General features: G+C 73.0%; 18 protein-coding genes. 4 read left to right on the top strand and 14 right to left on the bottom strand.

Translation table 11 applies throughout. The features are described 5' to 3' along the window. Positions 1-158: 158 nt before the first annotated feature. The 6 genes from ACFWZ5_RS36195 to rsmI all read right to left on the bottom strand — a co-directional run bounded on the left by ACFWZ5_RS36195 (position 159) and on the right by rsmI (position 6,690). Positions 159-1,046 (bottom strand): 4-(cytidine 5'-diphospho)-2-C-methyl-D-erythritol kinase, encoded by an 888-nt coding sequence (locus ACFWZ5_RS36195; protein ID WP_384799426.1) that lies wholly within the window; start codon positions 1,044-1,046, stop codon positions 159-161. After that, positions 1,043-1,915 (bottom strand): 16S rRNA (adenine(1518)-N(6)/adenine(1519)-N(6))-dimethyltransferase RsmA, encoded by an 873-nt coding sequence (gene rsmA, locus ACFWZ5_RS36190; protein ID WP_384799423.1) that lies wholly within the window; start codon positions 1,913-1,915, stop codon positions 1,043-1,045. The genes ACFWZ5_RS36195 and rsmA overlap by 4 nt, the downstream gene beginning before the upstream one ends. 280 nt (positions 1,916-2,195) lie before the next feature. Next, entirely contained in the window at positions 2,196-3,677 is a 1,482-nt protein-coding gene (locus tag ACFWZ5_RS36185) for a ubiquitin-like domain-containing protein (protein ID WP_384799420.1), read from the bottom strand. A gap of 158 nt (positions 3,678-3,835) precedes the next feature. Beyond that, positions 3,836-4,705: a TatD family hydrolase gene (locus tag ACFWZ5_RS36180; RefSeq protein ID WP_384799417.1), complete on the bottom strand. Its 870-nt coding sequence runs from the start codon at positions 4,703-4,705 to the stop codon at positions 3,836-3,838. Between the two features lie 50 nt (positions 4,706-4,755). Further along, on the bottom strand, positions 4,756-5,178 hold the full coding sequence (locus tag ACFWZ5_RS36175; RefSeq protein WP_384799414.1) for a hypothetical protein: 423 nt from the start codon (positions 5,176-5,178) through the stop codon (positions 4,756-4,758). 606 nt (positions 5,179-5,784) lie between these two features. Further along, entirely contained in the window at positions 5,785-6,690 is a 906-nt protein-coding gene (gene rsmI, locus ACFWZ5_RS36170; RefSeq protein WP_384799411.1) for a 16S rRNA (cytidine(1402)-2'-O)-methyltransferase, read from the bottom strand. A 62-nt stretch (positions 6,691-6,752) separates the two neighbouring features. On the opposite strand from rsmI, the gene ACFWZ5_RS36165 reads away from it, so the two are divergent. From ACFWZ5_RS36165 to ACFWZ5_RS36155, 3 genes are all read left to right on the top strand, one after another. Next, positions 6,753-8,495: a dolichyl-phosphate-mannose--protein mannosyltransferase gene (locus ACFWZ5_RS36165; protein WP_384799408.1), complete on the top strand. Its 1,743-nt coding sequence runs from the start codon at positions 6,753-6,755 to the stop codon at positions 8,493-8,495. A gap of 128 nt (positions 8,496-8,623) precedes the next feature. Continuing rightward, complete coding sequence (locus ACFWZ5_RS36160) at positions 8,624-10,255, top strand: penicillin-binding transpeptidase domain-containing protein (protein WP_384799405.1); 1,632 nt, start codon at positions 8,624-8,626, stop codon at positions 10,253-10,255. A gap of 135 nt (positions 10,256-10,390) precedes the next feature. Then, complete coding sequence (locus ACFWZ5_RS36155; protein WP_384799402.1) at positions 10,391-12,091, top strand: penicillin-binding transpeptidase domain-containing protein; 1,701 nt, start codon at positions 10,391-10,393, stop codon at positions 12,089-12,091. A gap of 104 nt (positions 12,092-12,195) precedes the next feature. On the opposite strand, the gene ACFWZ5_RS36150 is transcribed toward ACFWZ5_RS36155, so the two are convergent. The 6 genes from ACFWZ5_RS36150 to ACFWZ5_RS36125 all read right to left on the bottom strand — a co-directional run bounded on the left by ACFWZ5_RS36150 (position 12,196) and on the right by ACFWZ5_RS36125 (position 17,640). Then, complete coding sequence (locus ACFWZ5_RS36150) at positions 12,196-13,047, bottom strand: DMT family transporter (RefSeq protein ID WP_384799399.1); 852 nt, start codon at positions 13,045-13,047, stop codon at positions 12,196-12,198. Beyond that, complete coding sequence (locus ACFWZ5_RS36145) at positions 13,044-13,547, bottom strand: YbaK/EbsC family protein (protein WP_384799396.1); 504 nt, start codon at positions 13,545-13,547, stop codon at positions 13,044-13,046. The genes ACFWZ5_RS36150 and ACFWZ5_RS36145 overlap by 4 nt, the downstream gene beginning before the upstream one ends. Before the next feature lie 232 nt (positions 13,548-13,779). After that, complete coding sequence (locus tag ACFWZ5_RS36140) at positions 13,780-14,985, bottom strand: serine hydrolase domain-containing protein (RefSeq protein WP_384802153.1); 1,206 nt, start codon at positions 14,983-14,985, stop codon at positions 13,780-13,782. 60 nt (positions 14,986-15,045) lie between these two features. Further along, on the bottom strand, positions 15,046-15,813 hold the full coding sequence (locus ACFWZ5_RS36135; protein ID WP_384802150.1) for an energy-coupling factor ABC transporter ATP-binding protein: 768 nt from the start codon (positions 15,811-15,813) through the stop codon (positions 15,046-15,048). Then, on the bottom strand, positions 15,801-16,562 hold the full coding sequence (cbiQ, locus tag ACFWZ5_RS36130) for a cobalt ECF transporter T component CbiQ (RefSeq protein WP_384802147.1): 762 nt from the start codon (positions 16,560-16,562) through the stop codon (positions 15,801-15,803). The genes ACFWZ5_RS36135 and cbiQ overlap by 13 nt, the downstream gene beginning before the upstream one ends. Position 16,563: 1 nt before the next feature. Further along, positions 16,564-17,640, bottom strand: coding sequence for an energy-coupling factor ABC transporter permease (locus ACFWZ5_RS36125; protein ID WP_384802143.1), 1,077 nt, complete (start codon positions 17,638-17,640; stop codon positions 16,564-16,566). A gap of 336 nt (positions 17,641-17,976) precedes the next feature. Here ACFWZ5_RS36125 and ACFWZ5_RS36120 point away from each other — a divergent pair, with 336 nt between their 5' ends. Then, the gene (locus ACFWZ5_RS36120) at positions 17,977-18,318 is read left to right on the top strand and encodes an SsgA family sporulation/cell division regulator (RefSeq protein ID WP_384802140.1); all 342 of its coding nucleotides are present in this window, start codon (positions 17,977-17,979) and stop codon (positions 18,316-18,318) included. Positions 18,319-18,331: 13 nt separating this feature from the next. Here the strand turns inward: ACFWZ5_RS36120 and ACFWZ5_RS36115 are convergent, their stop codons facing one another. Continuing rightward, on the bottom strand, positions 18,332-20,569 hold the full coding sequence (locus ACFWZ5_RS36115; RefSeq protein ID WP_384802137.1) for an MMPL family transporter: 2,238 nt from the start codon (positions 20,567-20,569) through the stop codon (positions 18,332-18,334). Positions 20,570-20,705: 136 nt separating this feature from the next. Next, positions 20,706-21,302: a TetR/AcrR family transcriptional regulator gene (locus ACFWZ5_RS36110; RefSeq protein ID WP_384802134.1), complete on the bottom strand. Its 597-nt coding sequence runs from the start codon at positions 21,300-21,302 to the stop codon at positions 20,706-20,708. Positions 21,303-21,486 lie beyond the last annotated feature (184 nt).

Here is a 21,486-nt window from a genome sequence, read left to right as displayed (position 1 = left end):
CGCGCGCTCCTGCCGCCCCGGGGGGGGGGGCCGGCGGTGGGGGGGGCGGGGGGGGGGGGGGGTGGGGGGGGGGGGGGGGGGTGGGGGGGGGGGGGGGCCCCCCCCGAAGCCGCCGCGTTAGCGGCGGTACCTGTGCGCAGGGGACGGGACTGTGGAGGTTAGAGGACGGTGGCTCCGGGGGCCGGTGCGGTGGCCGGGCGGGCGGTGCGGCAGGTGCCGGAGGTGCGGAGGGACTCGGCGAGCCGCGAGGCGGACTCCGCGTCCTTGGCCAGGAACGCCGTCGTCGGGCCCGAGCCGGAGACCAGGGCCGCGAGGGCGCCCGCCTCCGTGCCCGCCTTCAGGGTGTCCGCGAGGGCCGGGAACAGGGACAGCGCGGCGGGCTGGAGGTCGTTCGAGAGAGAGCGGGCGAGGGCGGCCGGGTCACCCGTGCGCAGGGCGTCGAGCAGCGCGGGGGACGCCGCGGGCCGCGGCGCGTCCGGGGTGAGGCGGTCGAACTCGGCGTACACCGCGGGCGTGGACAGGCCCCCGTCGGCGACGGCGAAGACCCAGTGGAAGTCGCCGCCCACCGCGAGCTCCTGGAGCTTCTCGCCCCGGCCCGTGCCGAGCGCCGCCCCGCCCACCAGGCTGAACGGCACGTCGCTGCCCAACTCGGCGCAGATGTCGAGCAGTTCGTCCCGTGAGGCACCGGTGCCCCACAGCGCGTCGCAGGCAAGCAGGGCCCCCGCGCCGTCCGCGCTGCCGCCCGCCATGCCGCCCGCGACGGGGATGTCCTTGGCGATGTGGAGGTGGACGTCGGCCGGGCGGCCGTACCGCTCGGCGAGCGCGAGCGCGGCGCGGGCCGCGAGGTTCGTGCGGTCCAGCGGCACCTGGGCGGCGTCCGGGCCCGAGCAGGTGATCCGCAGCTCGTCGGCCGGGGTGGCCGTGACCTCGTCGTACAGGCCGACGGCCAGGAAGACGTTCGCCAGGTCGTGGAAGCCGTCGGCCCTGCCGGGCCCGACGGCCAGCTGCACGTTGACCTTCGCGGGCACCCGTACGGTGACGCTCACGCCCCGGCCCCCTTGTGCTCGGCGATCCGCGCGAACTCCTCGACCGTCAGGGCCTCGCCGCGCGCCTGCGGCGAGACGCCCGCGGCGACCAGGGCCGCCTCGGCCGCGGCGGCCGACCCGGCCCACCCGGAGAGGGCGGCGCGCAGCGTCTTGCGGCGCTGGGCGAAAGCGGCGTCGACGACGGCGAAGACCTCCCGCTTCGACGCGGTGGTCCGCACCGGTTCGGCGCGCCGCACCAGGGACACGAGGCCCGAGTCGACGTTCGGGGCGGGCCAGAAGACGTTGCGGCCGATGGCGCCCGCGCGCTTCACGTCGGCGTACCAGTTCGCCTTCACCGACGGCACGCCGTACACCTTCGAGCCGGGCGCCGCGGCGAGCCGGTCGGCGACCTCCGCCTGCACCATCACGAGCGTGCGCTCGATGGTGGGGAAGGTGTCGAGCATGTGCAGGAGCACGGGCACGGCGACGTTGTACGGGAGGTTCGCGACCAGCGCCGTCGGGGCGGGGCCCGGCAGCTCGCGGACGAGCATCGCGTCGCTGTGTACGAGGTCGAAGGCGTCCTTGCGCTGCGGCAGGCGGGCCTCGACGGTCGCCGGGAGGGCCGCGGCGAGGACGTCGTCGATCTCCACGGCGGTCACGTGGGCCGCGGTCTCCAGGAGGGCGAGGGTCAGCGAGCCGAGGCCCGGGCCGACCTCGACGACCACGTCGTCCGGGCGGACCTCCGCGGTGCGGACGATGCGGCGGACCGTGTTCGCGTCGATGACGAAGTTCTGCCCGCGCTGCTTGGTCGGCCGTACGCCGAGGCTGGTGGCCAGGTCGCGGATGTCGGCGGGGCCCAGAAGGGCGTCACCGTGCTCGGTACTACTCACCGCCCCAGAGTACGGGGCGAACCCCCCTCCCACGTCCACGGTCACCCCACCGTGCGCACAGCCCCCACGCCCGCACTCGCCGACGGCGGACGACCCCCACGAGGGGCGTCCACCCCGCGGGAGGGTGGAAACGGGCGGGCGGGTGGGAAACAACGCCGCGCGCAGCGCGGCGCACCCCCCACCGGCCCGCACCCGGGCCCGATGCGCCTCCGGCCCGCCGCTTCGCGGCGGGAGCTACCCCGCCCACCCACCCCACGCGCAGCCGACGCGCAGCCGGCGGTCAGCCGCCGAGGCGCCGACCGCAGTGGGGCCAAGGGCTGGCACCCCGCTGGACGTAGAGCTTCTTCGCCCGGAACGTCTGCTCCGCCGCCGGCGCGTCCTGGGGACGCCCCGCACCGCCGAGCGCCTGCCACGTCCGCGTATCGAACTGGTAGAGCCCTCCGTACGTACCGGAGGGATCCACCGCCCCGGCCCGGCCCCCGGACTCGCACGCCGCGAGGGCTCCCCAGTTGAGCCCGTCGGCCCCGGCGACGGCCGTCGGCGGCTGCTTCGTGCCGACCTTCACCACCCGCGTCTGCGGTTCCCGGACCACTTCTGTCCTGATCCGCTTGGGCTTCTGCTTGACGCCGTTGACGGTCCGCACGGTGTAGGTGATGCGGCGCGTGCCCTCCCGCCCGGCCTGGACGACGGATTCGGTGCCGCGCATGAGCGAGTCGTCGTCGACGCGGCGGACGTCGAACGGGATGGGCTCCTCGCGCACCTCCTTCCTGCCGGAGATGCGCATGACGGTGACGGTCTGCCCGTCGCGCGGGAAGCTGTCCGGCGGCACGGAGGTGGTGTCGGAGCCGCGCAGGGTGACGCCGGACTCCTCGACGGCCTCGCGGACGGTCGCCGCGTTGGTGCGGATGGTGCGGGCCCGGCCGTCGGCCATGATCGTCACGGTGCGCTCGGTACGGACGTCGAGGTCGAGGCCCTCGCGGGCGATGCGCTTGCTGCGGGACGTCGAGAGATAGGCGCCCTCGGCGCGGACGCCGAGCTGCCGCAGGGCGCCGTCGACGGTGCGGGCAGTCGTCCACACCTGGCGGCGCTTGCCGTCGAGGGTGAGCTGGACGGGGCGGCCGTAGCGGACGGCGATCTCGTCGCCGCTGGCGAGCACGGTTTCGGCGGTGGGCGCGACGATGTCGTGGGTGCCGACGTCGACGCCCTCGTCGGCGAGGAGTTCGCCGACGTCGTCGGCGAAGGTGTGCAGGGTGCGGGACCTGCCGTCGATGCTGAGGTGCACGGCCTTGTCGTTGGCGACGAAGGCGGAGGTGCCGCCGGCGAGGAAGGCGACGACGAGGGCCTGCGGGACGAGGCGGCGGAACCCGTCGGCCCTGTCGCCGCCCTTCTTGCGCCGGGACGCCCGCCGCGCCCGGGCCCGCCCCGCCGAGCGGACGCCCGCACCGCCCTCGCCGACCTCGCCGACCTCGTCGCCCGCCCCACGTTCGTCGCCGACGTCGCTCTCGGGGACGGAGGCCTGTCGCGGCAGCAGCGGGGGCTCCGGCTGCGCCGGGGTGAAGCCCTCGTCCGCGACCGTCCCGCCGGGGCCCTCGTACGCGGCCCGGTAGGTGTCCTGGTGGTGTCCGCCGTACGCGGCCTGATACGCGTCGTAGGCGTCGTACGTGTCATACGTCCCGTACGCCGCGTCGTACGGGCCCGGGCCCTGCGGCTCGTACGGCGCGTACTGCGGCTGCCCATACGTCTCGTACGGCGGTTTGCTCACGACGGCGCTCCAGCTGACAAGTGACCACTGACAAGCCAAGTGCAGATCGGCTCGCCGAACCTAGCGGAGCTGTCGTCACTCTCCAAAGCAGCGTGACTACTCTGTGTCGCACTGTTGCCCTGGTCTTTCAGCCTTCGGAACGCTTCGGTCGTTATCGATCAGTAATCAAAGGCTCGGGCCGTGTTCGACGCGATCGCCGCGGCCATGGCGTCCTCGTCGATGCCCCGCACCTCGGCCATGGCGCGCACCGTGACCGGAATGAGATAGGGCGCGTTGGGCCGTCCGCGGTACGGGGCGGGCGTCAGGAAGGGCGCGTCGGTCTCCACGAGGACCAGGCCGAGGGGCGCCACGGCGAGCGCTTCGCGCAGGGGCGTCGCGTTCTTGAACGTGACGTTGCCCGCGAAGGACATGAAGTAGCCGTTCTCCGCGCACACTTCGGCCATGGCGGCGTCGCCGGAGTAGCAGTGGAAGACGGTGCGCTCGGGGGCGCCCTCCTCCTTCAGGACGCGCAGCACGTCGTCGTGGGCCTCGCGATCGTGGATGACGAGGGCCTTGCCGTGCCGCTTGGCGATCTCGATGTGGGCGCGGAAGGACCGTTCCTGCGCGGCCATGCCCTCCGGTCCCGTGCGGAAGTGGTCGAGGCCGGTCTCGCCGACGCCCTTGACGTGCGGCAGCGCGGCGAGCCGGTCGATCTCGGCGAGCGCCTCGTCGAGCGCCCCCTCGCCCCCCGCGGGGCGCGCGCCCTGCCGCGACCAGCCGTCGGGGTCGCCGTGCACGATGCGGGGCGCCTCGTTCGGGTGCAGCGCCACCGCCGCGTGGACGGCCGCGTGCGCCGCCGCGGTCTCGGCGGCCCAGCGGGATCCCGCCACGTCGCAGCCGACCTGCACGACCGTGGTCACGCCCACGGCGGCGGCCTTGGCAAGCGCCTCCTCGACGGTGCCGGGCTGCATGTCGAGGTGCGTGTGGGAGTCGGCGACCGGCACCTGGAGCGGTGCGGGGGCCGGGGGCGGGGTGGTGTCGGCAGGCATACCCCGATCCTACGAACCTACGAAGGGGTCGCGCCGGGGCCGCCCTGGGGTCAGCCCGCCTTGCGGAAGGGATGGAGCAGGTCGGACAGGTGCCAGTGGTGCGGCTTGTCGGCGTCGACGGTGGCGGCGGCGGCCGGGTCGGGCTCGCCGCCACCGGAGGCGGCCGCGGGCGCGGGGTGGTGCTGCCGGTGCAGGGACTCGAGTGCCGACCGCACGGATGACACCTGTCCCGCCCGCATGATCCGCACGACGTGCCCGCCGCAGTTCAGGCACGTGGGCCGGGTCAGGGGGGACGGCACGCGCTGCCCGCCGGCCCAGTACGTCACGAACTCCTGGCCCTTCGCGTCCACGTGATGCTCGATCTCGTACGACTGCTCCCAGCCGTGCCCGCAGCGCATGCACGCGAATGCGTAGGACTCGTGGGCGACGTTGACGGCCGTGGTGCGGTGGCCGGTGTCTGCGATCTCACTCATGCCAGCTCCTCTTGTCCGCTGGACAAGCGCCGTCTTCTGGCCGGGGGCCGACGGCGAGGGGCGGGTGCGCCCCTGTCAACCAGTGGACGCCTTTCCCGGAGCGAGCGCATCAGACCTGTCGAGTGTTGGGCCCGATTTGGGATTTCCATAGGAAATCAGCCTGAGGCGCGGCTCGTGCCTTTGCATTTCACGATAGTCCTTTGCCAGGGGATGGGCCGCCCAGCGGAATAAAAGCGTGCGTAGGGGGCGGGGAAAGGCGCAGGCCGGAGGGCTGTGCGCCCCGCACGTACGGCTTCGCGCCGGGGGCGGGGCGTGTCATGTCCCGTCCCCGTACACCCATCTGTTTCCAGCCGCACGCCACCCCCCACGCGTCTCCGGCCGCCCGGAGGCGCGTCGGGCCCGGGTGCGGGCCGGTGGGGGGTTTCCGCCGCTACCGCGGCGGGTTTTTCCCACCCGCCCGCCCGTTTCTGCCCTCCCAGGGGGTGGACGCCTCTGGTGGGGGTTGGCCGCCGTCGGCGGGTGCGGACGGGACGGTTGGTAGTGGGTGGGCGGGCGGGAAGATGCCGCCGCGTTAGCGGCGGTACCTGTGCGCAGGGGCGGGGGAGGTCAAGGAGCGGGGGACTGTTTGGCGGCTACTACCGCGTCGAAGACGTGCCGCTTCGGGATGCCCGCCTCCGTCGCCACCGCCGCGATCGCCTCCTTGCGCCGCTCGCCGGCGTCCTCGCGCAGGCGCACGCGCCGCACCAGCTCCTCGGGCGTCAGGTCCTGCGGACCGGGCTCGGGCGCCCCGGCCACGACGACCGTGATCTCGCCGCGCACGCCTTCGGCGGCCCACGCCGCGAGCTCCTTCAGGGGGCCGCGGCGGACCTCCTCGTACGTCTTGGTGAGCTCGCGGCAGACCGCCGCGCGCCGCTCGGGGCCGAAGGCCTCGGCCATCGCGGCGAGGGTGTCGTCGAGGCGGTGGGGGGCCTCGAAGTAGACGAGGGTGCGGCGCTCGTCCGCGACCTCGCGGAGGCGGCCGAGGCGCTCGCCGGCCTTGCGCGGCAGGAAGCCCTCGAAGCAGAAGCGGTCGACGGGCAGGCCGGAGAGCGCGAGGGCGGTGAGGACGGCGGAGGGCCCGGGCACGGCGGTGACCCGGATGCCGCGCTCCACGGCGGCGGCGACGAGCCGGTAGCCGGGGTCAGAGACCGACGGCATGCCCGCGTCGGTGACGAGGAGCACCCGCGCGCCCCCTTCGAGCGCGTCGGCGAGCTCGGGCGTGCGCGCCGCCTCGTTGCCCTCGAAGTACGACACGACACGCCCGCCGACCTGCACGCCGAGCGCCTGCGTGAGGCGCCGCAGCCGACGCGTGTCCTCGGCGGCGACGATGTCGGCGGCCGCGAGCTCGGCGGCGAGCCGGGGCGGCGCGTCGGCGGTGTCACCGATCGGCGTACCGGCGAGGACCAGCGTGCCGCCGCCGTCGGGGCCGTGGCCGGGGGCGTTGTCGGGGCGTGGATCTGCGCTTCCTGTCACGGTTCCATCCTCGCAGGGGCAGGGCGCGGGACTGACACAGTCTGGTTCCCTACGATGGCGCGGTGACCAGTACCGCGTCTTCCCCGGACACCCGCGAGGGCCAGACGGCCACGGAGCGCCGACCGTCACCGTGGCGGCACCGCCTCCGCCGCTTCGGCTACGGGGCGCGGCCGACGGCCGACGTGCGGGCGCGGCTCGTCCCGCCGTACGCCGAGCCCGCGTCCCGGATGTGGGCGGCGCTCGGGGTGCCGCAGCAGCTCGCGGAGCGGCTCGTGCGCTGGTCGGCCTGGGGCGGTCCGGTGCTCGTCGCGCTCGTGGCGGGGCTGCTGCGGTTCTGGAACCTCGGCAGCCCGAATGCGGTGATATTCGACGAGACGTACTACGCGAAGGACGCCTGGGCGCTCATCCACCGCGGCTACGAGCTGAGCTGGCCGGACAAGATCAATGACGCGGTGGTGACGCAGGGCGACGGCATAGCGCTGCCGTCGGACGCCGCGTACGTGGTGCATCCGCCGGTCGGCAAGTACGTCATCGGCATCGGCGAGTGGCTGTTCGGCTTCGACCCGTTCGGCTGGCGCTTCATGACGGCGGTGCTCGGCACGCTGTCGGTCCTGATGCTGTGCCGGATCGGCCGACGGCTCTTTCGCTCCACGTTCCTCGGGTGCCTGGCGGGCGCGCTGCTCGCCGTGGACGGGCTGCACTTCGTGATGAGCCGCACCGCGCTGCTCGACCAGGTGCTCATGTTCTTCGTGCTCGCCGCGTTCGGCTGCTTCCTGGTCGACCGGGACAAGGCGCGGGCGCGCCTCGCGGCGGCTCTTCCGGTGGACGAGGACGGGGTCGCGCGGCCCGACAGGTACGTCGCCGAGACGGTGCGCCTGGGGTGGCGGCCGTGGCGCTGGGCGGCCGGGCTCTGCCTCGGTCTGGCCTTCGCGACCAAGTGGAACGGCCTGTACATCATGGTGTTCTTCTGCCTGATGACGGTGGCCTGGGACGTGGGTGCGCGGCGCGTCGCGGGGGCGCGTCGGCCGTACGCGGCGGTCCTGCGCAAGGACGTGGTGCCCGCGTTCGTGGCGACGGTGCCGGTCGCGATCGGCACGTACGTCCTGTCCTGGCTCGGCTGGATCCTGTCGCCGAGCGACGGCACGGGCGGCTACTTCCGCAACTGGGCGGCGACGGACGGCAAGGGCGGCAACTGGACCTGGCTGCCGGACTGGCTGCGCAGCATGTGGCACTACGAGCACCAGGTGTACGAGTTCCACGTCGGCCTCTCGTCGCCGCACACGTACCAGTCCAACCCGTGGAGCTGGATCGTCGACGGGCGCCCGGTGTCGTACTTCTACGAGTCGCCGCTGCCCGGCAAGGACGGCTGTCCGGCCGACACGAAGGAGAAGTGCGCGCGCGAGGTGCTCGCGCTCGGCACGCCGCTGCTGTGGTGGGCGGCGGCGTTCGCGTTGCTCTACGTCCTGTGGCGGTGGTTCTTCCGCCGGGACTGGCGGGCGGGCGCGATCGTGTGCGGGGTCGCGGCGGGCTATCTGCCGTGGTTCATGTACCAGGAGCGGACGATCTTCTTCTTCTACGCGGTCGTGTTCGTGCCGTTCCTGTGTCTGGCGGTGGCGATGCTGGTCGGGGCGATGCTCGGGCCGCCGGGCTCGGGCGAGCGGCGGCGGGTCGCGGGGGCGGCGGCCGCGGGCGTCCTGGTCCTGCTGATCTTCTGGAATTTCATCTACTTCTGGCCCATCTACACGGGCCAGGCCATTCCCATCGAGTCCTGGCGGTCCCGGATGTGGCTGGACACCTGGGTGTGAATGCAGAATTCCGGATCTCGTGTTTCCGGAAACGGTCCGGCCAATCAGGGACACCTTCTGATAACAGCCGTCTCGCGTTTCCCTTCCCACTCGTAAAGTGAGCGCATTCCTGGGGAGGGGAGCGCTTGATGCGCAAGGACGTGAAGAGAGCGCTCGTCGGCAGCGTGTTCGCCGTGGTCGTGGGGGGTGCCGGCTACGGCACGTACAACGTGGTGAACGCGCTCACTGACGACGGGAGTTCATCCGCGGGATCCGCAGAGGTGAAGAAGGGCCCGCCGAGCGGCACGGAAGTGCGCGACACCGCCGCCAAGTTCCTCGCGGCGTGGGCGAAGGGCGACCCCAACAGGGCGGCCACCTACACCAATGACGCCGCGTCGGCCGCGCGCGCCCTGACCGGGTACCGCGAGGACGCCCACATCCGGAAGGTCCGGCTCCAGGCGGGCCGGGTCAGCGGGGACCGGGTGCCGTTCACGGTCCGCGCCACGGTGTCGTACGAGGGCCGCAGCAAGCCGCTCGCGTACAAGTCCGAGTTCACGGTCGTCCGCGGGCGCACCACCGGGCGGCCCCTGGTCGACTGGAAGCCGTCGGTGGTGCACCCGCGGCTGCACGAGGGCGAGAGCCTGGAGACCGGCGAGGCCCCGACGCCGCCGGTCTCGGTGGTCGACCGGAACGGCGTCGTCCTGAAGGCCGGGAAGTACCCGTCGCTCGCCCCCGTCCTGGCCCGGCTCCGGGCCGCGTACGGCGACAAGGCGGGCGGGAAGCCCGGCGTCGAGCTGTACGTCCGCAGGGCCTCCGCCGACGCCGGTACGACGACGCTGCTCACGCTCTCCCCCGGCAGGCCAGGCAAGCTGCCGACGACGCTCAGCGCGGCGGCGCAGCAGGGCGCGGAGGTCGCGGTCGCGCAGCACCCGGAGTCGTCGGTGGTCGCGCTCAAGCCGAGCACCGGCGAGGTCCTCGCGGTCGCCAACAACCGCGAGGACGAGTTCAACGCGGCCTTCGAGGGCAAGCTGGCGCCCGGCTCGACGATGAAGATCGTGACGGCGGCGATGTTCATCGAGAAGGGCGTCGCCAGGGCGGGCTCCCCCGCGCCCTGCCCCGCGACGGCGACCTGGCAGAGCCAGACCTTCCACAACCTCACGGGCATGGTGCCCAACGAGAAGGCCACCCTCGCCGACAGCTTCGCGCGCTCCTGCAACACGGCGTTCGTGAAGCTCGTCGACGAGAAGCCGCTGACCGACGCGTCACTCTCGGAGGTGGCGCGGGACAACTTCGGCCTGGGGCGCGGCGACTGGCGCACCGGCATCACGTCGGCCGACGGCTCCGTGCCCGCCTCCACCGGGCCCGACCGGGCGGCGAACGCCATCGGCCAGGGCCAGGTGCAGCTCAACCCGCTGACCCTCGCGTCGGTGACCGCGACCGCGACGACCGGCTCGTTCCGGCAGCCGGTGCTCGTGCCGAAGTCGCTCGTCGAGGGCGACGTGGCCACCGCGCGCGGCCTGAGGCCCAGCACGGTCGCGCAGCTGCGCCAGATGATGCGGCGCACGGCGGCGTCCGGCACGGGCGCGGAGGCGATGGCCGGGCTCGGCACCGACATCGGCGCCAAGACCGGCTCCGCGGAGGTGGACGGGCAGGAGAAGCCGAACAGTTGGTTCACCGGCTACGAGGGTGACGTGGCGGCGGCCGCGGTGGCGCAGGAGGGCGGGCACGGCGGGGACACGGCGGGCCCGGTCGTGCGGGACGTCCTGCGGGCGGCCCGCTGACGGGGCGTCACGGTCCTGCGGCCGGTCCGTCGCCTGATCCGACCACACCGTGGTCCGTGCCCCGAAGGCGTGCCGCTAGGTTGGGCCTTGGTGAGTGAGGTGCGGCGGGGGCCGACGGGGAACAGCGGAGGGTTCGTGGGCAAGAGAAGACGCGTCACCGAGCGCAAGAAGGTGCATCCGGGTGTGCTGGGCGGCGCGGCGGTGGCGGTCGTGTGCGGTGTGGGGCTCGCCGGGTACGGCCTGGTCGGGTCGGGCGGCGACGGCGCGGACGGGAAGGTCGACGAGAAGCCGGTCGCGTCGGGCCCGCCGACGGCCGCCGAAGTCCGCACCACCGCCCGGTCGTTCCTGGCGGCGTGGGCCAAGGGCGACTCGGCCGGCGCGGCGGCCCTGACGGACGACCGGCGGGCGGCGCGGGCGGCGCTCACGTCGTACCGCAAGGACGCGCGGATCACCGAAGTCCGGCTCACGCCGGGCGCACCCGCGACCCGCAAGAGCGCCAAGGTGCCGTTCAAGGCGGCGGCCACGGTCTCGTACGAGGGAAAGAAGAAGCCGTACGCGTACCGCTCCGAGCTGACCGTGGTGCGCCGCGCGTCCGACGGCAAGCCGCTGGTCGGCTGGCGTCCCTCGGTCGTGCACCCGGAGCTGAAGCCCGGGGACCGGCTCGTCACCGGCGAGGCGGGCGACCCGCCCATCAAGGCGCTCGACCGGAATGGCGGGGCGCTGACCGCCGCCACGTACCCGTCGCTCGGCAACGTCCTGGACGGCCTGCGCGAGAAGTACGGCAAGAAGGCGGGCGGCACGGGCGGCATCGAGCTGCGGGTCGTCCGCAAGGACGCGCACGACGCGGCGCGGACGAAGACCAAGAGCGACGACGCGAAGGTCACCCCCGACAAGACGCTCCTGACCCTCGCGCCGGGCAGGCCGGGGACGCTGAAGACGACGATCAGTCCGCGCATGCAGGCGCGCGCCGAGAAGGAGACCGCGAAGCGCAAGCAGGCCTCGGTCGTGGTCGTGAAGCCGAGCACCGGCGAGATCCTCGCGGTCGCCAACAACCGCCCCGGCGGCTTCAACACGGCGTTCCAGGGCTCGCTCGCGCCCGGCTCGACGATGAAGGTCGTCTCGTCCGCGCTGCTCCTGGAGAAGAACCTGGCGGGCGTCGACAAGAAGCACCCCTGCCCCAAGTACGAGACGTACGGCGGCTGGAAGTTCCAGAACGACGACAAGTTCCAGATCAAGGGCGGCACGTTCCGGGCGAGCTTCGCGCGGTCCTGCAACACGGCCTTCATCAGCCAGGCCAGGAAGCTCAGCGACGACGACCTGACCAAGCAGGCCAGGGACGTCTTCGGCCTCGGCAACGACAACTGGTCGATCGGCGTGCCGTCCTTCGACGGCGCCGTGCCGGTGCAGTCGCACGCGCAGATGGCGGCCTCGCTCATCGGCCAGGGCGGCGTGCGGATGAACCCGCTGAACATGGCGTCGGTCGCGGCGACCGTCAAGTCCGGCACGTTCCGGCAGCCGTACCTGGTGTCGCCGGACGTCGACAAGCGCAAGCTCGCGACGGCGGCCCGCAAGATGTCCCCGCGCACGGCGTCCGCGCTGCGGGAGCTCATGCACTACACGGCGGTCGCCGGGACCGCGGCCGAGCCCATGGCTGGGCTCGGCTCGGACTCCGGGGCGAAGACCGGCTCCGCCGAGGTGGACGGGCAGAAGAAGCCCAACGGGTGGTTCACGGCGTACCGCGGGGATGTTGCCGCGGCGGGGGTGGTGCAGGCCGGGGGGCATGGTGGGGATACGGCGGGGCCGATCGTGCGGGCGTTGTTGTTGACCGGGGGCTGACGCCCCCGGGCCCCCGGCCTTTCCTTGTGTTCCTTATGGGGCTTCGCCCCTTTCCCCCTTTTCGGCGCTTCGCGCCTCGTCCTCAAACGCCGGACGGGCTGAGATCAGCCCGCGTGGAGCATGAGGCCGATGCCTGCCACCATCACTCCGGCCGCTACCAGCCTGGGGGCGCCGAAGCGTTCCTTGAAGAAGAGGGCGCCTATTGCCGCGCCGACGATGATGGAGGACTCGCGCAGGGCGGAGATGGGGGCCAGGTCGGCTCGGGTCTGGGCCCACAGGACCAGGGCGTACGCCGATACGGAGAGGGTCGCGCCGAGGAGGCCGACCCAGGCGACGGGGCGCAGCCGCTCCGCCGTGCCGCCGCGCCAGCGCCACGCCGCGTACATCGGCACGATCGTGCCCTGGATGAGCATCAGCCACGCGATGTACCCGAGCGACGAGCCCGCCGCCCGCACCCCGAGGCCGTCCACGACGGTGTACGCGGCAATCGACACGCCGGTCAGGAGCGCCGCTCCGATGGCCACCCAGTCGGGCCGCCGCCCCGAGCCGCGTATGCCCCACAGCGCGAGCCCCGTCAGTCCCGCCGAGCACACGGCGACCCCCGCGGCCTGCCACCCGCCGGGCACCTCGCCCGCGAACACGGCGGCGAGCAGCGTCACCACGAGCGGGGCGGAACCGCGCGCGATGGGGTAGGCCTGCCCGAAGTCCCCCAGGCGGTAGGACCACATGAGCAGCGCGTAGTAGCCGACGTGCAGCGCCGCGGACAGCATCAGGTACGGCCACGCGTCGCCGTCCGGCACGGACACGAACGGGGCGAGGGCGAGGCCGATCAGGGCGCCCCCGCCCGATATCAGCGTGAACCCCACCAGCTTGTCGGTGATGTGGTGGGCGATCGCGTTCCAGCTGGCGTGCGTGACGGCGGCGAGCAGGACGGCCGCCGCGACCAGCGGGGTCACTGAGCGGGTCCGGAGGCCTCGCGCACGTCCACGAGCGTGCCGCCCGCGTGGGCGATCAGGGACTTGGGGTCCATCGGGAAGACCGTGTACGGCGTTCCTGCGGCCGCCCACACCACTTCGTGGTCGAGCAGGGAACGGTCCGCGAGCACGCGGGTCTTGGTGGCGTGCCCGAACGGCGGCACCCCGCCGATCGCGTACCCCGTCGCCTCCCGCACCACGTCCGCCTTGGCCCGCGTGACCTTCTCCGCGCCGAGCTCCCGGCGCACCAGGTCCACGTCCACGCGGGACGCGCCGTCCATGAGGACCAGGACCGGGGTGCCGTCCGCCGCGAAGATCAACGACTTGCAGATCTGGCTGAGTTCGCAGCCGATCGCTGCGGCGGCTTCCGCGGCGGTGCGGGTCTGCTCCGGGAAGCGGCGGATCCGGCCTCTCAGGTCGTCGAGGCCCGCCTCGCGCAGGGCGGTGGCGAATCGGGGGTGACAGTCATCGGTATCGCTCATGAAGGTCACGCTAACGTTACATGTACGGACCACGCGAGACCGTTTTCCCTCCCCCACCCACCCGCCCTCATCGGCGCTCCGCGCCTCGTCCTCAAACGCCGGACGGGCTGGAACTCTGCCGCACCGGCGAGAATTTAAGCCCGTCCGGCGTTTGAGGACGAGCGCGCAGCGCGGATAAAAGGGGGTCCAGGGGGCGGAGCCCCCTGGTTCGGGAAGGGGCGGGCTTGGGGACCTACGCGGTAGCGCGTCGTACCGCCCGTACCAACCCCTGCGCCCGCTCGTCCGCCGTCACCCCCTTCCGCATCCCGTTCGTCACGTACCCGAACCCCACCCCCGCCTCCGGATCGGCGAAGCCGAGCGCGCCCCCGCGCCCGGGGTGCCCGAAGGACCCGGGGCCGAGGAGCGGCGCCGCACCCCCGTGCAGCATGTATCCGAGCCCGAACCGCGTGTTCACGACGAGCACCCGGTCGGCACCGGCGGACGCCTCGCCGCGGGCCAGGGCGACGGTCTCGGGGGTGAAGAGGCGGGGCCCGCCGTCGACTTCGCCGATCAGGGAGGCGTAGAACCGGGCGAGCCCGTCCGCGGTGGCCACGCCATTGGAGGCGGGCAGGACCGCCGACCGGTAGAGGGGGTCGTTCTCGTCGGGCAGCGGGTCGATGACGCCGAAGGCGCGCCGGGTCAGGGACGCGGGATCGGCGTAGGCCTCGGCGACGCGCGGCTTGGCCCGCGTCTTGAGACCACCGGCGCCGCCACGACCGCCGGGACCGGTGGTCGGGTCGACGCGGCCGAGGCGGCCGACGCGCCCCGCCTCCGCCTCCGGAAGACCCACCCACAGGTCGAGCCCCAGCGGCCCCGCGACCTCGTGGGCGAGCCACTCCCCGATGTCGCGGCCCGTGACGCGCCGGACGAGTTCGCCGACCAGCCAGCCGTAGGTGTGCGCGTGGTAGCCGTGGTCCGTGCCGGGCTCCCAGAAGGGCGGCTGCGCGGCGACGACGGCGGCCGCGAGGTCGGGGCAGACCGCCTCGGCGGGGGTCAGCGGCCGGTCGAGGGCGGGCACGCCCGCGCGGTGGGCGAGGAGGTCGCGGACCCGGGCGCGCTCCTTGCCGTGCGCCTTGAACTCGGGCCAGTACGCGCCGACGGGCGCGTCGAGGTCGAGCTGTCCGCGCTGGTGGAGCAGGAGCGGCGCGGCGGCGGCGACGCCCTTGGTCGCCGACCGGACGACCTGGGCGGTCCCGTGCTCCCAGCGCGCGGAACTCCCGTCCCCGTCGGCGTCCTTGGCGCCGCCCCACAGGTCGACGACCCGCCGCCCGTCGCGGTACACGACCACGGCGGCGCCGCGCTCCCCGAGCGCGGTGAAGTTGCGTACGAAGGCGTCCCGGACCGGCTCGTAGCCGGGCGCCGTCGTGCCGTGCACCTCTATGCCCATGTCACGGTCCATGTCACGATCCATGTCGCGGTCCATGTCCGGCACAACAGCCCGCCGCTACCGAAGATTCCACTAGCGAACCGCCCGTACCGACTTCGGATCGAAGCCGAAGGGCAGCTCCAGGCGATGGCTTCGCATCAGGTCCTCGTCGGCGAGCAGGTCGCCCGTGGGGCCGTCGGCGGCGATCACGCCCTCGCTGAGGATCAGGGAGCGGGGGCAGAGTTCGAGGGCGTACGGCAGGTCGTGGGTGACCATCAGGACCGTGACGTCCAAGGTGCGCAGGATGTCGGCGAGTTCGCGGCGGGAGGCGGGGTCCAGGTTGGAGGAGGGCTCGTCGAGGACGAGGATCTCCGGCTCCATGGCGAGGACCGTCGCGACGGCGACGCGGCGCCGCTGCCCGAAGGAGAGGTGATGCGGCGGGCGGTCCACGTACGCGGCCATGCCGACCTGGCCGAGCGCCTTGAGCACCCGCGCTTCGAGCTCGGGCCCGCGCACTCCCGCCGACGCGGGCCCGAACGCCACGTCCTCGCGGACCGTCGGCATGAACAGCTGGTCGTCGGGGTCCTGGAAGACGATGCCGACCTTGCGGCGGATCTCCGCCATGTGCCGCTTGCCGACGGGGAGTCCGGCGACGGTGACGGTGCCCGCGCCGCCGGTGAGGATGCCGTTGAGGTGCAGGACGAGGGTGGTCTTGCCCGCGCCGTTCGGGCCGAGGAGGGCGACGCGCTCCCCGCGGTGGATCGCCAGGTCGACGCCGTACAGGGCCTGGTGGCCGTCGGGGTAGGCGTAGGCGAGGCCGGAGACCTCCAGGGAGGCGGGAAGAGCGGTCACAGGGTCCATCCCAACAGGCAGACGACGAGGGCGGTCAGGGGGAGGGTCAGCGCGTACGTCCACTGGGCCCCGGTCGCCGTCACCTCGTCGATGACCGGCATCGAGCCCGCGTAGCCCCGGCTCACCATCGCCAGGTGCACCCGCTCGCCCCGCTCGTACGAGCGGATGAAGAGGGCCCCGGCGGACTTGGCGAGTACGCCCCAGTGGCGCACGCCGGACGCCGCGAAGCCGCGGGACTCGCGCGCGATCCGCATGCGCCGCATCTCGTCCGCGATGACATCGCCGTACCGGATCATGAAGGAAGCGATCTGTACGAGCAGCGGCGGCAGTTTCAGTCGCTGCAGCCCCTGGAGCAGCTCGCGCAGTTCCGTCGTCGCGGCGAGCAGGACGGAGGCGGCGACGCCGAGGGTGCCCTTCGCCAGGACGTTCCACGCGCCCCACAGGCCGTTGACGCTCAGGGACAGGCCGAGGACGTCGACGCGCTCGCCCTGCGCCACGAACGGGAGCAGCACCGCGAACGCCACGAAGGGGATCTCGATCAGGAGGCGCTTGAGCAGGAAGAGGGGCGGCACGCGGGCCGCGTACGCGACGGACGCGAGCAGCAGCGCGTACGCGGCGAACGCCCAGACCGCCTCCCTCGGCGTGGACACCACGACCACGACGAAGCAGAGGACCGCGGTGAGCTTCGTGTGCGGCGGCAGGGCGTGCACCGGGGAGTGGCCGTGCCGGTAGAGGCGGTGGGCGTGGCCCGCGCCCATGTCAGAGGCTCTCGGCGCGCTCGGGCACCGCTGCCGTGGCGGCGTCCGTGGCCGCCGGGTCCGTCCCGGCCGGGCGCCGCCTGCGCACCGCCCAGAAGACGGTGCTGCCCGCGACGACGGTGACGCCGACGCCGATGACGCCCGCGAGACCGCCGGAGAGACGGGTGTTGGTGATGTCCTTCACCCCGTAGTCGGCGAGCGGGGAGTCGGACGCGGCGTGCTCCTCCTCCTTCTTGTCGATGCCCTTGTCGTGGGCGACCTTCTCCAGGCCGTCGGGGTTCGTGGAGGCGTAGAAGGAGACGAAGCCCGCGAGGACGAGGGAGGTGAGGATGCCGGCGGCCCACAGCTTGCGGGGGGAGCGGGGGGCCGCGGCCGGGGTGGCGGCCGGGGCGTCGACGAGCTCGCCGTTGACGCGCAGCTTGAGCGGTGCGGTCAGGCCGCGGGCGCCGTGGACCAGGTCGGGGCGCACGGCGATGACCGCGCCGACCGTGAGCGCCGTGATCGTGGCCTCGCCGATGCCGATGAGGACGTGGACGCCGATCATGGCGGTGGCGACCTTGCTGATGGGGACGTCGGTGGTGCCGCCGATGGCGTAGAGGAAGGTGAAGGCGGTGGCCGCCGCGGGCACGGAGAGCAGGGCCGCGACGAACGCGGCGGCCGTGAGCGAGCGGCGCCCGCGCGGCAGCAGGGTCGCGAGGCCGCGGAAGAGCGCGTACGCGACGACCGTCGTGACCACGGCCATCACGGTGATGTTCACGCCGAGCGCGGTCAGGCCGCCGTCGGCGAAGAGGACGCCCTGCATGAGCAGGACGACGGAGACGCACAGGACCCCGGTGCAGGGCCCGACGAGTATCGCCGCGAGCGCGCCGCCGAGCAGATGGCCGCTGGTGCCTGCCGCGACCGGGAAGTTCAGCATCTGCACGGCGAAGATGAAGGCCGCGACCAGTCCGGCGAGCGGCGCCGTCCGCTCGTCGAGTTCGCGCCGTGCGCCGCGGAGGCTGACGGCGACGGCACCGGCGGCGACGGCACCGGCGGCCACGGAGACGGGAGCGTTGATGAATCCGTCGGGTACATGCATGCGCGCACTCCTGGAAAGGTGCGGTGCACGAGCGTGGGGAGGCACTCGGGCGGTGAGCGGATCGCTCCGAGCGGGTCGCTCGGCAACCTTTCAATGATGTGCGTTGTTGCGAAAAGGTCGCAAGAGCGGACGGATACCAATACGGGGGCGGACAGGCCTTGCGCGCGGGCGGCGGGCGCCGGTCACGCGCCCCTTTCCGCACCTCTTCCCGCGCCCCGGTTTTGCCCGAATATGGGACATTGGGGAGTAGGTGCTCGCGAGACGTGTACCCGGAGGTGGACACGAGGGGTGGGAGGACGGCCACGAGGAGTGGGGGGCGAGGACAAGGAGTCAGTGATGTCGGCAGTCGAACAGTTCACCCGGGCCCACCTCGTCACCGACTCCCCCGACGAGTTCCCTGTCGTCCCCGTGGAGCTGCGCTACGACCCGGAGGCCGACCCGCACTCCGTACGGGTCGGCCTGCCGAGCTCCGGCGACTGGGTCGTCGCCCGTGACCTCCTCGAACGGGGCCTGCGCGCCCCGGCCGCGAGCGGTGACGTCAGCGTCTGGCCCTGCGGGCGGGTGCAGACGGTCATGGAGTTCCACTCGCCGCAGGGGGTGGCGGTCGTGCAGTTCGACGCGTCGGCCCTGATCCGCTTCCTGCGCCGGACGTACACGGCCGCCCCCGTGCCCCACTGACGGGGCCCCGGCGTCAGACGCGGACGAGCTCGCGGTCCTCCTCGCACTCCGGCTCGGCCTGCGCGCGCAGCCCCTCCCCCTCCACGTCGACGTTGGGCAGCACCCGGTCAAGCCTCCGCGGCAGCCACCACGCCCTGCGGCCGAGCAGCGCGAGCACCGCAGGCACGATCGCCATGCGCACCACGAACGCGTCGAAGAACACCGCGATCGCCAGGCCGAAGCCGATCATCTTGACCATCTGCTCGCTGGAGCCGATGAAGCCGGCGAAGACGGCGATCATGATGACGGCGGCCGCGCTGACGACACGCGCCCCGTGCTTGAAGCCGGTGACGATCGCGTCGTGCGCGCTCTCGCCGTGGACGTACGCCTCGCGCATGCGCGTCACGAGGAACACCTCGTAGTCCATCGCGAGGCCGAAGACCACGCCCACCATGAAGATCGGCATCATGCTCATGATCGGGCCGGTCTGCTCGACGCCGAACAGCGAGCCGAGCCAGCCCCACTGGAAGACCGCGACCACCGCGCCGAGCGCCGCGAGCACCGAGAGCAGGAAGCCGAGGGCCGCCTTGAGCGGCACGAGGACCGAGCGGAAGACGACGATCAGGAGGAGGAAGGCGAGCCCGACGACGAGTGCCAGATACGGCAGCAGCGCGTCGTTGAGCTTCTGCGAGACGTCGATGTTCATGGCCGTGGTGCCGGTGACCATGATGTCGGCGCCGCTGTCGGCCTTGACCGCCTTGGCCTCGTCGCGGATCGCGTGGACCAGGTTCTCGGTCTCGCCGCCGCTGGGCTTGGCGGACGGCACGACGCTGAGCATCGCGGTGTCGCCCGCCTTGTCGAGCGCGGGCGGGCTCACCGACAGGACGTCGTCGAGGCCGCCGATCTTCTTCTGTACGGCGGCGGCCTCGCCCTTCGGGTCGGCGACGCCCTTGAGGTCGATGACCGTCATCAGCGGGCCGTTGTAGCCGGGGCCGAAGCCGTCCGCGATCAGGTCGTAGGCCTTGCGCTGGGTCGTGGACGTGGGCTGCGCGCCGTCGTCGGGCAGGCCGAGCTCCAGCTGGGAGACGGGCAGCGCGGCGGCGCCGAGGCCGATGACGCCGAAGAGCAGCACGGCGACCGGGCGGCGCACGACGAAGCGGGCCCAGCAGGTGCCGAGGTTCTCCTTGGCGGTGAGGTTCTCCTTGGCGGGCGTGGCGGCGGACTTGTTGCCGCGGCCGCCGAGCAGCTTGCCCTTCTCGCCCGCGGGCCTGACCTTCCTGCCCGCGTACCCGAGCAGCGCCGGCACCAGCGTGAGCGCAATCAGGACCGCGATGGCGACCGTGCCCGCCGCCGCGACACCCATCTTGGTGAGCATCGGGATGTTGACCACGGCGAGGCCGACGAGCGCGATGACGACGGTCAGGCCTGCGAAGACGACGGCCGACCCCGCGGTGCCGACGGCGCGGCCCGCCGCGTCCTCGCGCCCGCGGCCCTCGGCGAGCTCGGCGCGGTAGCGCGAGACGATGAACAGGGCGTAGTCGATGCCGACCGCGAGGCCGATCATCATCGCCAGGGTCGAGGTGGTCGTGCCCAGGTCGAGGGCGCTGGCGAGCGCGGTGATCGAGGAGACGCCGATGCCGACGCCGATCAGGGCGGTGAGCAGCGGCAGGCCCGCGGCCACGAGCGAGCCGAAGGTGATGACGAGGACGACGGCCGCGACGGCGATGCCGATGATCTCGGTGGCCCCGGTGTGCGGCACCGCTTGGAGCGCGTCACCGCCGACCTCGACGGTCAGGCCGCCCGTGCGCGCCTTGTCGGTGGTCTTCTCCAGGGCGTCGCGGCTGTCGTCGGTCAGCTCCATGGACGTGACCTTGTACGTCACCGACGCGTACGCCGTCGTGCCGTCCTTGGAGACCGTCCTGGCCGCGAACGGGTCGGCGGCCGACGCCACCTGGTCCGAGCCGGACTTGAGCGCGGTGACGGTCTTCTGGATGTTGGCCTTGACGGCCGGGTCGGTGACCTTCCCGCCGTCCGGCGCCTTGAAGACGACGCGGGCGGTCGCCCCGTCGGCGCTGGCCTCGGGGACCCGCTCGTCGAGCAGGTCGAAGGCCTTCTGGGCCTCCGTCCCCGGGATCGAGAAGGAACTGGACGCGGCGGTGGGCGCGGACGCGGCGCCGACTCCGGCGAGCGTGAGCAGCGCCACCCAGATCAGGGCGACGAAGTGCCGTCGCCGGAAGGCGAGTCGGCCGAGTTTGTAGAGGAACGTGGCCACGAGGGCGTACTCCCGTCAGGTCGTGGGGGGGGGAACAGGGCAGGGGTGATCAGCAGTGGGGCAGGGGTGATCAGCCCGACGACGTGAGCGGTCGCGCCAGGTTGTGCGGGGGGTGGTGGAAGGGGGTGGTCGGGGGTCAGACGCCGAGTGCGGGGAGGATCACGGTGTCGATGTACGCGGCGAGGAACGCCCGGTCGGCCGGGCGGCCCTCGATGATGTCCCGCGCGGTGAAGCCGCCGACCAGCATGTGGACGACGTACTGCAGCGCCGGGTTGTCCGCGGCGACCTCGCCGCGCTCCACCGCGCGGCGGAGCAGCTCGTTCAGGCCGGTGAGCTCCGGCTCGATGAGCAGCTCCCGCAACGCCTGGTGGAGCTCGGGATTGCCGTGGACGGCGTGGAACAGGGCCCGCATCAGCGCGGCGTCCTGCTCCATCTGACAGTCGTCGGAGCGCGCCACGAGCTCCTCGAAGTCGCCGCGCAGGGAGCCCGTGTCGATGTCCGCGAACGACACCGGCTTGTTGTGCTTCAGCGCCCGCGCGACCAGTTCCGGCTTGCCGCCCCACTGGCGGTAGAGCGTGGCCTTGCTGGAACGGGTGCGGGTGGCGATGGCGTCCATCGTGAGGCCGTCGTACCCGGCCTCGCGGAGCAGTTCGAGCACGGAGTCGTACAGCTCCGCCTCGCGTTCGGGGGAGATGCGACTCCGTCGGGACGTGGACGCTGCCGACTGTGCCATGACCACTCCCACTCCTCCGGCTCTCGTGCCGCAACCTTACGGGACCCTCTATCGAAACGAAACGGTTTCGTACGTGCCGTCCATCACAACGCCTCGTACCGCCCCCAAACACCGGGCGGGCCGTTCCTCCCCCACCCACCCGCCCTTCCCTGGAGCTACCGCCCCAGCCCCCACCCTCGAATGG

The sequence above is a fragment of the Streptomyces sp. NPDC059003 genome, from assembly GCF_042740445.1.
Classification (GTDB): Bacteria; Actinomycetota; Actinomycetes; order Streptomycetales; family Streptomycetaceae; genus Streptomyces.
Note: the sequence above shows the minus strand (reverse complement) of the source record. Positions and strands in the feature narration are given on the sequence as shown.

Coding starts and splice junctions, on each gene's coding strand:
- ACFWZ5_RS36125 (WP_384802143.1), bottom strand. CDS start 17,640: ATGCATGTACCCGACGGATTCATCAACGCTCCCGTCTCCGTGGCCGCC.
- ACFWZ5_RS36180 (WP_384799417.1), bottom strand. CDS start 4,705: ATGCCTGCCGACACCACCCCGCCCCCGGCCCCCGCACCGCTCCAGGTG.
- cbiQ (WP_384802147.1), bottom strand. CDS start 16,562: ATGGGCGCGGGCCACGCCCACCGCCTCTACCGGCACGGCCACTCCCCG.
- ACFWZ5_RS36135 (WP_384802150.1), bottom strand. CDS start 15,813: ATGGACCCTGTGACCGCTCTTCCCGCCTCCCTGGAGGTCTCCGGCCTC.
- ACFWZ5_RS36145 (WP_384799396.1), bottom strand. CDS start 13,547: ATGAGCGATACCGATGACTGTCACCCCCGATTCGCCACCGCCCTGCGC.
- ACFWZ5_RS36175 (WP_384799414.1), bottom strand. CDS start 5,178: ATGAGTGAGATCGCAGACACCGGCCACCGCACCACGGCCGTCAACGTC.
- ACFWZ5_RS36120 (WP_384802140.1), top strand. CDS start 17,977: ATGTCGGCAGTCGAACAGTTCACCCGGGCCCACCTCGTCACCGACTCC.
- ACFWZ5_RS36160 (WP_384799405.1), top strand. CDS start 8,624: ATGCGCAAGGACGTGAAGAGAGCGCTCGTCGGCAGCGTGTTCGCCGTG.
- ACFWZ5_RS36110 (WP_384802134.1), bottom strand. CDS start 21,302: ATGGCACAGTCGGCAGCGTCCACGTCCCGACGGAGTCGCATCTCCCCC.
- ACFWZ5_RS36140 (WP_384802153.1), bottom strand. CDS start 14,985: ATGGACCGTGACATGGGCATAGAGGTGCACGGCACGACGGCGCCCGGC.